This is a genomic window from Streptomyces hirsutus, from assembly GCF_001418415.1.
Lineage (GTDB): Bacteria > Actinomycetota > Actinomycetes > Streptomycetales > Streptomycetaceae > Streptomyces > Streptomyces hirsutus.
The window spans coordinates 24,370-35,053 of record NZ_LIQT01000188.1 but is presented as its reverse complement, the minus strand read 5'-3'; the positions used below and the strand labels follow the sequence as shown (position 1 = coordinate 35,053).

General features: G+C 67.4%; 11 protein-coding genes and 2 pseudogenes. 6 read left to right on the top strand and 7 right to left on the bottom strand.

Annotated features, from left to right (window positions below):
* The 3 genes from AOK11_RS14960 to AOK11_RS14950 all read right to left on the bottom strand — a co-directional run.
* Positions 1-1,047: LysM peptidoglycan-binding domain-containing protein (locus tag AOK11_RS14960; RefSeq protein ID WP_420902989.1), on the bottom strand; the 1,047-nt coding region annotated here is incomplete at its 3' end.
* A 254-nt stretch (positions 1,048-1,301) separates the two neighbouring features.
* Positions 1,302-2,180, bottom strand: coding sequence for a hypothetical protein (locus tag AOK11_RS14955; RefSeq protein ID WP_055594203.1), 879 nt, complete (start codon positions 2,178-2,180; stop codon positions 1,302-1,304).
* Positions 2,181-2,213: 33 nt separating this feature from the next.
* Positions 2,214-2,639, bottom strand: a complete 426-nt coding sequence (locus AOK11_RS14950) for an ATP-binding protein (protein ID WP_055594202.1) — start codon at positions 2,637-2,639, stop codon at positions 2,214-2,216.
* 249 nt (positions 2,640-2,888) lie between these two features.
* Between AOK11_RS14950 and AOK11_RS14945 the strand changes: the two genes are divergently transcribed.
* A complete protein-coding gene (locus AOK11_RS14945; RefSeq protein WP_420902988.1) occupies positions 2,889-3,707 on the top strand; it encodes a helix-turn-helix domain-containing protein in 819 nt (272 codons plus the stop codon).
* An 8-nt stretch (positions 3,708-3,715) separates the two neighbouring features.
* A complete protein-coding gene (locus AOK11_RS14940) occupies positions 3,716-3,931 on the top strand; it encodes a DUF397 domain-containing protein (protein ID WP_055594200.1) in 216 nt (71 codons plus the stop codon).
* Positions 3,932-3,964: 33 nt separating this feature from the next.
* Here AOK11_RS14940 and AOK11_RS39895 read toward each other — a convergent pair.
* The 3 genes and pseudogenes from AOK11_RS39895 to AOK11_RS39890 form a co-directional block, all read right to left on the bottom strand.
* Positions 3,965-4,156, bottom strand: a pseudogene (locus AOK11_RS39895) (zinc ribbon domain-containing protein); the annotation flags it as partial.
* Positions 4,157-4,308: 152 nt separating this feature from the next.
* Positions 4,309-5,850, bottom strand: coding sequence for a M28 family metallopeptidase (locus AOK11_RS14930; RefSeq protein WP_055594198.1), 1,542 nt, complete (start codon positions 5,848-5,850; stop codon positions 4,309-4,311).
* Between the two features lie 314 nt (positions 5,851-6,164).
* A pseudogene (locus AOK11_RS39890) lies at positions 6,165-6,362 on the bottom strand (SulP family inorganic anion transporter); the annotation flags it as partial.
* A 220-nt stretch (positions 6,363-6,582) separates the two neighbouring features.
* On the opposite strand from AOK11_RS39890, the gene AOK11_RS44910 reads away from it, so the two are divergent.
* The 4 genes from AOK11_RS44910 (at position 6,583) to AOK11_RS14905 (ending at position 10,080) form a co-directional block, all read left to right on the top strand.
* Positions 6,583-8,172 (top strand): WXG100 family type VII secretion target, encoded by a 1,590-nt coding sequence (locus AOK11_RS44910; RefSeq protein WP_240497349.1) that lies wholly within the window; start codon positions 6,583-6,585, stop codon positions 8,170-8,172.
* A 13-nt stretch (positions 8,173-8,185) separates the two neighbouring features.
* The gene (locus AOK11_RS14915; protein WP_055594196.1) at positions 8,186-8,602 is read left to right on the top strand and encodes a DUF4279 domain-containing protein; all 417 of its coding nucleotides are present in this window, start codon (positions 8,186-8,188) and stop codon (positions 8,600-8,602) included.
* 524 nt (positions 8,603-9,126) lie between these two features.
* Positions 9,127-9,723: a hypothetical protein gene (locus AOK11_RS14910; RefSeq protein WP_055594207.1), complete on the top strand. Its 597-nt coding sequence runs from the start codon at positions 9,127-9,129 to the stop codon at positions 9,721-9,723.
* A 27-nt stretch (positions 9,724-9,750) separates the two neighbouring features.
* On the top strand, positions 9,751-10,080 hold the full coding sequence (locus AOK11_RS14905; protein WP_055594195.1) for a hypothetical protein: 330 nt from the start codon (positions 9,751-9,753) through the stop codon (positions 10,078-10,080).
* Positions 10,081-10,168: 88 nt separating this feature from the next.
* On the opposite strand, the gene AOK11_RS14900 is transcribed toward AOK11_RS14905, so the two are convergent.
* Entirely contained in the window at positions 10,169-10,408 is a 240-nt protein-coding gene (locus AOK11_RS14900) for a hypothetical protein (protein WP_055594194.1), read from the bottom strand.
* Positions 10,409-10,684: the final 276 nt, after the last annotated feature.

Genomic DNA, 10,684 nt, shown 5'->3' with positions numbered 1-10,684 from the left:
GACCACGCGCAAGGGGGCGGGTGCGGGCCGTTGTTCGGGAAGGGAAACACGGGCGTCGCCGCCGCCACCCTGGGCTCCGGCTCCCCCGCCCCCTTGCGCGTGGTCGCCGGTCCGGGCGTAGTCGTGGATCTGCTGCTGCACCTCGGGCGAGACCTCGGGGGCCTCGTCGGGCATCTCGACCAGGTCGCCGCCCCGCGCGTCGCCGGGCATCTCCATGATCCAGCCGGGCCGGATGAGACTGGCCTCGGAGAGCTTGGAACCGTCGGGCTGGGTGCGGTCCTTGTTGAGCGCGAAGATCTCCTTGTAGCGGCGCCCGTCCCCGAGGTGCCGCTCGGCTATCTCCCAGAGGGAGTCGTGGTGACGCCCCTCGGGCGGCTGGATCCGGTAGAACTTCGTGTCGTCCTGCCGGGCGGTGCCGCCACCCGCCTCGGCCTGCGCGGCGGCGTGGGACGCCTGCTCGGCGAGAGCGGCGGCGGTCCCGGCGGCCTGCTCCTGCTGCTGGGCGAAGAGCCCCGGCGTCTGCTGGGCGGTGGCGGCGGTGGGCTGCTGGTTCCCCTCCATGCCCTGACCCAACTGCGAGAGCCCCGGCGTGAAACCCCCCGCGACCGCGCCGACGAGCAGCAGCGCCGCGACGAGTTGACGCGCGAGCAGCTGACTGGGCCCGGCCCCGGGCACCCGCCCCGGCACGCCGACCCCGGACAGCGCGGCCTTCATCTCGACGAGCACGCAGGCGGTGAACTGGGCCCAGGCGAGCCAGACGAAGAAGACCAGGATGTTCTGGAAGGTCCCGACGGAGACTTCCGTCTTGAGCCACTTCATGGGCTCGAACGAACTCGGCAACGGCCAGCCCGCCACCATCGCGAGCACGGCCGGCACCCCCACCACCAGCACCAGCAACGCCACGAACGCGAAGAACGCCTTGACGAAGTCCCCGAAGGTCCGCCTCCGTATCCGCACCGGCTGAGGCGTCCGGTTCCGCGGAGCGGCGGAACCCCCGCTGTGGTCTCCCGTCGCGCTGGACGAGCTTGAACTACGGCGTCGTGGCATGGCGGGTGTCCCGGGTCGTGTGGTGGGGGAGGAGTCGTGGTGATGGCGTGGGGTGAGTCGGGATCAGGTGATGAAGGGTGCACTGAGCGTACTGAGCCTACAGAGATCCTATTGACTCGCACCGGCCCCGCCGAAGGGCGTCTTCACCCTCACCACGCCAGACTTCCCGCGCAACCCTCCAACACCTTCAAGTGCCCGACGTCATACGCCGGAACCGCTCAGGCGCGGCGGTTCCGACAGCCACACGAACCCCGTCAGCGAAGCAGTTCCTCCGCCGCTTCCGCGTGCACCGCCCGCCGCGCCCAGACCTCGAGCTGCTCCAGGTCGGTGCATGCCAGCACTTGCTCCCGGACTTCGTCCGGGACGGGGATGCCGCGCCACTCCAGAATGCGGAGCGTCATCTCGGCACGGTCCTCGAGCCGGCCTTCCTCCCGACCCTCCTCGCGCACCTGTTCGGCCACCGGGTGTCGGAAGAAGTAGTGGATCGCCGCCATCAGGTCCCTCCAGATTTCCTTCGCCTGGGAATCGACCAGGCACGAGTCGACGAACTGAACGAACACCGCCGCGCTCTCGGCATCGACGGTCCGCAGGGCGGTAGCCAACGGCTTCAGTATGGCGGTGGCCTGCTTTCCGCGGCCATGTGTCATGGCCGAGAGGACCGCAAGTGGTACATCCCGCTCGGCCTCCTTCTCGTCCACGATCAGCGGAACGTTCTCCGGCCCCAGGACCAGCGGCCGTACGGTCAACGAATGCCATCCGGGCAGTCCTAGCCGAATGGGCCGGGCCGCCCAGCGCGCCGTGGCGCCGCTCTGGGTGATCACGATGAGCACTGGCTCGCACCGGTATTTCGCATACAGGTACGACAGGTAGTACGCCCAGCTCCCCCGCTTGTCCTCGTCCACCTTCCCCTGCGCCTCGACGACGAGGAGGTACGCACCCTCATCCGTCTCCACCCGCATCAGCGTGTCCACGCGCCGTTCGATGGGCTCGATCTCCGTCAGGTCCGCGTTGAGGACGGCGAAGTCGCGCGGCTCGGGGAACGGAACGTGGAGTACGCGTTGCAGTGCTCGTGTCAGCAATGCGGGGTCCTTCTGGAAAACCCGGTGCAGTGCTTCATGCGACGAGCTGACCATCAGCCCTCCCTCCTGATCTGCATGATCAACGCCTCAGACCGTCACAAGGTCACACCACACGTACTTGCCTCGGCTTCCCTCCCTGGCCAGCGGCTGCCAGCCCCACAGGTCCGCGCACGCTCGCACCAGGGCGAGCCCCCGCCCTTCCTCCGCCTCGGCAAGCGACTCCGGCATCCCCGGCGGCCCGGGCGGCTCCGGGTCCGCGTCCCACGCCCCGATCCGCAGCACGCCGGCCGACCACCGCACCCGCAGCGCGGCAGGACCCTTGGTGTGACGTACGGCGTTGGAGACCAGCTCGGTCGCGAGCAGTTCGGCGGTGTCGACGAGTCCGATCAGGCCGTGCATGGTGAGGATCAGCCGGAGGGTGCGGCGGGAGACGGTGACGGCACGCAGGTCGTTCGGGATGTGGAGGGTGTACTCCCAGGGAGGCGTCGAGTCGATGGGCTCGCTTTCGGGCATGAGTGAACTCCGCTCGGAGAAGGGGGACGTCGGCCGGTGGCACCGTCGCTCCATCAGGGCATGACGAAGCAGTGCACTTCCGGCACCGAGTAATGCCGCACCGTGTGCAGCACGCCACCGACGGTATTTCCTAGTTTTAGGAAACTGCAAGCGGCTGCCGTACTCTGACCCTCGAACGAGGTACGTGGGTCAGGTACTTGAAACAGGAGGCATCGGTTGCCGCCGAAGAGACATCTCACGGCCCGCAGGGTGCGATTGGGCGCTGAGCTGCGCAAACTGCGCGAGGCGATGGGCATGAAGTCCAGAGAAGCCGCGGAGCTGCTCGGCGCCGACTCCGTACAGATGAGCCAGATCGAGTCCGGTGTCGCGGGTGTGAGTGCCAAGCGCGTACGTCGCCTTGCGGCGCACTACGCCTGCACGGACGAGGACTTGATCGACGCGCTCGCCACCATGGCCACCGACCGCACCCGGGGATGGTGGGAGGAGTACCGGGGAGTGCTGCCCCCGGTGTTCCTGGACACCGCCGAAGTCGAGCACCATGCGTCGGCCCTGCGCGAAATCGTGATCACGCACGTTCCTGGGCTGCTTCAGACCCCTGACTACGCCCGCGCGGTGTACACGTACATGCTGCCGGGCCTGCCCGAGAGCGAACTGACCCCTCGTGTGGAACACCGGATGCAGCGGCGTGCCGTGATCGAGGGTGACAACCCGACACCGTACGAGACGATCATCCACGAGTTCGCCCTTCGGGTCCGCGTGGCCGACCGTCAGGTGACCCAGGCTCAACTCCGTCAGATCCTGGAGCAGATCGAGGACGGTCACGCGACCGTACGAGTCATCCCCACCGACCAGGACGACTTCGCCGGCGCCGAGGCCTCGATGATGCACGCACGCGGCCCCGTGCCCCAGCTGGACACTGTGCTCCGGGACTTCCCTATCGGGACTGCCTTCATCGACGCGGAACCTCAACTGAACCAGCTTCGAACACTGTTCCGTAAAGTGGAGAAGGCGTCGCTGGACCCCGCAGCGTCGCGGGACTTCATCCACCGATTGACGAAGGAGCTGTGAGGCGAGCCATGACCGAGCCCTTGCACTGGCGGAAGTCCTCGTTCTCCGGCGGCGGCGACGGCAATACCTGCGTCGAGATAGCAACCCTCCCCGCCCGCATCGCCATACGCGACTCCAAACGCCCCACCCATGGCCTCCTCTCCTTCCCCGTCGGCGCTTTCGCGGACTTCGTCGCGACCCTCAAGGCCACTGACGTACCAGCCCTCCCCTGGACCCTTCGTTGACTTCCTCCACCTCGTGAACGAGGTGGATTCCCACGGCTCGCGCCGTGGGGGTGGGTTCTGCTTCGTCGCCGACTGCCCGCCAGGAGAACTCCGTTGAGGTCTTACACCAGCTCCACGGACAGACATGGCCGGCCCGGCCGCCAGAAGGTTCTTCGCCGCGTTCACGTCCCGGTCGTGGGTCGTGCCGCATGTGCAGGTCCAGGTGCGGACGTGCAGCGGCATCTTCTTCGCGGCGGCGGGTGCGGCGCGCCTGCCGCAGGGCGGAGGCACCCGCCGCGGGGTCTCCCTCCGCAAGGAACCGTAGCGACGGCGCCTCCCGCCGCAGCATCGAGGGGAGGGCCGGACAGTCCGGCCCTCCCCTCTGTGTTCATTGGGAGTTACTCGGTGACCTCGTGGTCGTGGCCTTCGTGCAGGCCACCACCGCTGCCCGCCGAGCCCTTGGTGTTCCGCGGCGCCACCGGCTTGCTCAGAAGGCTGGTGTCCCAGGCGTACTGGCCCACCGCGTTGGCGATGACGTCGACGTTGACGTCGAACGCCTTCATGCTGATGTTCTTCAGGTTGTCGCAAGCGGCGTGGTAGCAGGCGTCGTACGCGACACCGGCCTTACCGCCGTACCGCTTTGCCTGCTCGGCCGTCTTGACGCCCTCGGCGCCGGTGAAGGTGCCGCCCGAGGGGATGCCCACCTCGATGAACGGCCCGTAGTCCGACCGGCCGGTGAAGTCGGTGCCCTCGTACGGGGTGCGCCGGCTGTCCAGGTAGTCGGTGATCTGCCGCTCCAGCTGCGCCGAGCCCTCCGGGCCGGGGCCGGCGCCGACCTGGTCGGAGTCGTCGCCGTCGTAGACGAACTGGGCGTGGTTCGGCGAGGCGATCATGTCGAAGTTCAGGTACAGCTTGACCTTCGCACGGTCCGCCGCCGAGAGGCCGTTCACGTACGCCTCCGAGCCCAGCAGGCCGAACTCCTCAGCCGACCACCAGGCGAAGCGCACCTTGTTCTTGGTCTTCTCGTGGGCGAGGTTCAGGGCCACGTCGAGGATGCCGGCGGAGCCGGAGCCGTTGTCGTTGATGCCCGGGCCGTCCGCCACCGAGTCCAGGTGGGCGCCGAACATCACCACGTTGTCGGCCTTGCCGCCCTTGGTCTCGGCGATCACGTTGTGGGTGCGCCGGGTCTCCGAGAAGGTGCGGATCTCCAGGTTGACGGTCACGGTGCCGGCGGCGGCCTTGGCCGCGAGCGCCTCGCCGTCCGCCTGCGTGACGCCGCCTGCCGGGATCCTGGCGACGGACGGGTCTCCCAGGGTGCCGTTGAGCGCGCCCTCGGTGTTGTTGTAGATGATCGCGCCGACCGCTCCCGCACCGGCGGCGGTCTCCTGCTTCTCCGCGAAGCTGCAGCCGCCGCGCTTGATCAGCGCGATCTTGCCGGTGAACGTCGCGGAGGCGTAGTCCTCCGGCTCGCAGCCGGTGGTGTCGTCGACCGGCACCACCGCGACCGGGGCGGTGATGCCGCCGACCGGGCTGTTGGCGGAGTACGTCATGGCGATCACCGGGACGTCCTGCTGCTGCGGCGACACCACCCGCAGGCTCTGCGCCAGCGTCTCGGTGAACGGGAAGTCGAACTCGTTCCGGGTCACCGAGTACCCGGCCTTCCGCAGCAGGCCTTCGACGTACTTGGCCGACTGCCGGTGCCCCTCCGACCCGGCCACCCGGGTGTTCCCGTTCTTGTCGGCGATCCGCTGGAACTGTCTCAGATGCTCGTAGGCATCCTTGGCGTCGCTCTTCTTGACGAGCTTCTTCGCGAGCTTGGCAGCCTCCTTGGCAGGGTCGCTGTGGGCGGAGGCGGTGCTCGATCCGATCAGCAGCAGCGGCGCTATGAGCCCTGCGACGGATACGGCGGCTACCGTGGTACGGCGGTTCCGAGCGTTCAAAACGCTTCCTTTCGGCGGTCCATGAGGGATGGGCGTAAAACCGAAAACAGGCCGAACGACGTGCAGCGGTACTCCGGGCAGGCAGGAACGGCCGGATCGCCCTACCCTCCCTGCCACCGGCAAGGAGAAAGGTATCTGCTCAGTAAACGCTTGGTAATGGGTCGACGGGAATCTTCGGCGCCGGCGCCACCCGAACGCACCGATCGGCCGCCGGCCCAACCGAAGTCGGCTGGAAGCCACCGGTGTCGACCAGTGCCGCATCAGGCAACGTTCGCCCCGTGGCGATGTGTCACCCGTTTGCTACGACGGGCGGTGCCGGAGAGGTCGACGACGACGTCGTCCGGGTCGCCCTTGTAGTCGAACTGGTGGACCAGGTCGTTGGAGGAGGCGGAGAACGGTTCGCCGGTGACGGAGTGAACGACCCGCTTGCCGTCGGGGTCGACCACCCCGGAGACGTTGGCCAGGTGGGCGACCCGCTTGGCGAAGGTGACCATCGCGGCGATGGAGCCGACGTCCGCTGCGAGACGCTGCGCGCCCGCTTGGAGACGGCCGAGGGCTTCGCGGGAACGCTGCGCCGCCGCCTTCGCCGACTTCGTCGCATCTCTCAGGCTCCCGGGCACACCCACCCACCGCTGACAAGCCGGTTGAGTCCGCTCATCCCCTCGAACAGCCCCTGGTAGGTTCAAACGCGCTTTCTGATAAGCGCGTTGCGAGTGTTACGGGGGTACACGCGTGCCGATCAGACCGACCGACTGGCACATACTCGACTTGGAGCGGGATCCGACTCCGGGCGATCCGCAGCGGATCCGCAAGCTGGCCGGTGTCCTGCACGACTTCGCCGACGACGTCGGTGAGGCACTGCGGGACCTCAAGGGGATCGCCAAGGAGGACGAGATCCTCTCCTGGGCCGGCAAGACGGCCGATGTGTTCGCGGAAGAGTTCGCGGACGCACCCAAGAAGCTGCGGAAGCTGAAGAAGTCGTACGACCTGGCGGGCGACGCACTGACCACCTTCTGGCCCGACCTCCAGGACGCTCAGGAGAAGGCCGACAAGGCGCTGCGCGACGGCCGCAAGGCGCGTGACGAACTCACCACCGCACAGACGGCGTTGTCGGGTGCCGACGACTGGGTCCGTACGGCGACCGAGAAGGTGGACTCGTACGACCCCGCCAAGAGCGGAGGCAAGGAGGTCCCCAAGCCCGACGAGGCCGACGTCCGCCGCGCCACCCGCGACGCCCAGCACGCGAGGACCCGCCGGGCCGCGGCCGAGCGGAACGTCGACAGCGCGCAGAGTGCACTCGACGCGGCCAAGAAGCTCGCCGGTCAGGCGAAGGGCCTGCGCGAGGAGGCCGCCCGCCGGACGGTGTCCAAGCTCAGGGAAGCCTCCGACGCCGGCATCCCCAATCGGCACTGGTGGGAGGAGATCGGCGACTGGGTCACCGACCACTGGGACGAGATCGTCGTCGTCTGCAAGTGGGTCGTGGCCGTCCTCGGCATCATCGTGATGATCGTCGGCGGCCCGCTGGGCTGGCTGGTCTTCGCAGCCGCCCTCGTCGTGATGGCCGATACATTACGAAAAGTCATCAAAGGCGAGGCCGGCTGGGGCGACCTCCTCTGGGCGGCCCTGGACTGCATACCCGCGACCAAGGGCTTCACGAGTCTCGCCAAGCTCGGCAAACTCTGGAAGGCCGGGGGACTGAAGGCTCTCGGCGCCGGAGCCATGGGCGGCATCGGCGGCGGCCTGAAGAACCTCGCCGGCGGCATGCGCGGCTTCGGAGCAGCGACCCGGAGCATTTTCCGAGGTTTCGACGGGTCATGGCTGAGCAAGGCCGCGTCCCGAGGGTCCGGGGGCTCCCTTCCCTCGATCGACCAGATCAAGCAAGCCCTCATTCAGCTGAACCCGCAGCTCTCGAAGAAGACTTACACGTCGGAGCAAGGGCACTACTACGCGACTCGGGTGTTCCAGGGTGGGAGAACCGACGAGACCGTACTGGCCGGTCACGGATACCTGGAAGAAGGAGCAGGCACCATAAGGATGCCGGAAGGCACGTCCATGTCGTTCTACGTGGAGCACGGCGACCGACTTGGCGGCCTGGACGGGCTCACGGTCGAGGCCGGAGTCTATCCGGGAGAGGCACTGCAAGTGGCTCGATCCGGAGACGTCATTCCGAATTACACTCTGGCCGCACCGGCGTCCGGGCCGGGGGGCGGATTCAGTGTATTCGAGAATTCGGTCACGGTAGCCGAACGGACAAAGCTGGACGAGCTACTCAAGCCCGGCATGGGGAACGTACACTGGGCCGCCTGCCGTGAAATCTTCTGAAGGAGCCGAACGAATGCAGTGGGACCACGCGGAGGGGGACTGGGTAGAAACGGGCGTGCAGTTGGTCATCCGCAAGCCCGACCTGGACCCCGTCCTTCTTTCGGAGGCCATGCAAGTGCCTCCGACCTCGTTGAGCATCCCGGACGCCGATACCCGGCGGGCCGGCCTGCCTCAAGAAGGCGTGTGGGCCCTGGCTGTGCACAAAAGGCTGCCGGGAGGGGTCAACGAGCAGTTCCAGCAACTGCTCGAACAAATCGAACCCCACTCCTCCGGAATTGACTACCTGACCGCGCAGGGGTACGAGGTCTCGATCAGCGTCACTGGCTTCGTCGGAAATGGCAGCACATTTTCAATGACCTCGGACGTGGTCTCACGGTTGGCCGCCCTGAACGTACCCCTCGTCGTTTCGCCCAGCACAAGTGACCGATAGCGAGAATGATGACGATCTCGACCCACTCATGGGACAGTCCCGCGGCGACCCTCCTCATCACAGGAGAGGGCTTGACCCCAGGAGACGTCACACGCACGCTCGGCATTTCCCCGTCGCTGTATCGCGAGCCAACGGCGGACTCACGCTTTCGGCCCGGTGAGGGAGTCTGGGCGATCCAGGTCACGGCCGGACCGCATCAGGGCCTCGAAGAGGCTCTGGACGAGTTGGCGGACCTGATCTCCGGTGTGCTGGAAGGCATCCGAGAACTCGAGGAGTCCGGGCTCACCGTGCAGGTCGACCTGAGCGGCCGAGTGGACGGGCGCACTCGCATCCCCGTTTCACCACACGCTCTGTCGCGGGTGGCCGCTCTGGGTTTCCTGCTCTCCCTTACCACCGAGGTGGTCCCTTCCGAACGTTCCGAAGACCTTTGGGACTGGTTGCCCGCAGCCGACGGGTCTCACCGCGCGCCCCGGGAGGACGAGCAGGAAGAAACAGGTACCCCCGGAGACCCGGCGCCTGTCGGGGTGTCTCTGGCGGTTCCCGAATCGTGGTGGGAGTTCGACATTCGCCCGGAAGGCCGTGAGGCCACCATCCGTGCGCTCGTCGACGAGCGGATCCGTGAACTCCCGGAACTCGCCCCGTACCGCGCCGACCTGACCACCATGCTCCGCAGGATGGCCAAGGACGCCCACGACTCCGGCGCGATCTACCTGGGCTGCATGGCCGAGAACTTCGACGGCGTCCCGCTCTACGCGACCGTCACCGTGTCCGTGCTCGGCGCCAGGAACAAGCAGGGTGTGACCCTTTCCACCGATCCCCGGGCCATCGCCGAGAGCCTGGGCACGATCACTCCACGCCGCGAAGGCGATGCCTGGCGCAAGGTCACGACCGTCGACATCCCCGAAGTGGGCACGGCCGCGCGGACCTACGGGGTCGAGGACGTGCCCGTCGCGCAGGGTGACAGTCGTACCCTCCGTATGGTGCTGACCCAGACGTACATTCCCGTACCGGGAACCGCCGACCAGGTCGTCCTCGTCTCCGGAGCCAGCCCGGTGCTGGACCTCGCCGAGGCGTTCCACGACATCTTCGACGCCGTGACCAGCACCTTCCGCTTCGTCTGAGCCGAACCGCAGAGAGGACTCCGGGCCATGAGCAAGAGCGACCTCGCACTCCCGCTGACGGAGATGGAGGACTACGGGCGCCGGCTGCGGTCGCTCAAGACGCGACTGAACCACACCAAGAAGCTCTTCGAGTCCTACAGGGACGACATCGGCGACGGCAGCGTCAATGACGCGCTCTCCGACTTCGAGTCCAACTGGGAGGACGGCCGCGAGGACATCACCCAGCAACTCGACGCGCTGGCCGGCATGTCCGACGCCGTGGTCCGCGAGTTCAAGAAACTCGACGACGAACTCACCAAGCAGGTCAACGACAAGATGAAGGTCAAGGACGAGCGGGGCGGCAAGGGCGACAAGTAACTTCCCACCGTGCCTCTGCACGCCGTTCCACGGATGCCCCGTGGGCCCCGGTTCCAGGGTGGAACCGGGGCCCACGGGGCATGTCCTGTCAGTACTGGCTGACGGCGAGGACGCCGTCCACCGCGAGGCCCTCGGAGGAGACGGAGGCGCCCGCACCCGCGGTGATGCCGATGTTCCCGGCCTCGACGTGGACACCGAGGGCGCCCGGTTCGGCATGGACCCCGAGACCGAGGTTCACGGCGGCACCGGCGCCCGCCTGGCCACCGGAGATGAAGTCCAGCTCGGCATCGGGGATTTCGGCGGTCTCGACCTGGGGGGCGAGGTTCATGGCGGGCGTTTCCCTTCGTATCCGAAATGAGCGGCGCGGAGTTCACCCGATCCCCGAACCCAGGACTACCCGTCGGGAAACCAGCCGATCGGCGAACCGCGCGACCCGATCAAAGCACGCGGGGAATGAAGCGACCAGCGGTGTACGGACCGCGCTCCTCGTTCATGCGCCGTGGAATTCACGAGTGTGGTGAGGCGGTCGGCCGAACGTCTCACTTCCTTCACTCGCACACGTCCGAAAGCGGCCCGTCGGCGGCCCGGGAGGGGAATACGGCGC